Origin of the sequence: Allobosea sp. ASV33, assembly GCF_016428755.1 — a bacterium.
In the GTDB taxonomy this organism is placed as follows: Bacteria; Pseudomonadota; Alphaproteobacteria; order Rhizobiales; family Beijerinckiaceae; genus Allobosea.
Window position 1 is genome coordinate 1 of record NZ_JAELTI010000276.1, and the last position, 317, is coordinate 317.

The following is a 317-nucleotide window of genomic DNA, read 5'->3' on the forward strand; positions in this document are numbered from 1 at the left end:
CCGCAACGCCAGCGAGAGCAGCAGCCCGACCCCGCCGACGATCATCGCCATGCCCAGCATCTCGCGCCGGCTCGTGCCCTCGGCGAACAATTTGCGCGAGGCGATCTGCGCCAGCGGCACCTCGATCCTGTCTCTTATACACATCTGACGCTGCCGACGATTAACCTTCGGTGTAGATCTCGGTGGTCGGCGGATCATTAAAAGGGGGGGGGGGGGGGGGGGGGGGGGGGGGGGGGGGGGGGGGGGGGGGGGGGGGGGGGGGGGGGGGGGGGGGGGGGGGGGGGGGGGGGGGGGGGGGGGGGGGGGGGGGGGGGGGG

At 75.7% G+C, this 317-nt stretch carries 1 pseudogene; it reads right to left on the reverse strand.

From position 1 onward, the window contains the following. A pseudogene (locus JHD80_RS27545) lies at positions 1-317 on the reverse strand (hypothetical protein); the annotation flags it as partial.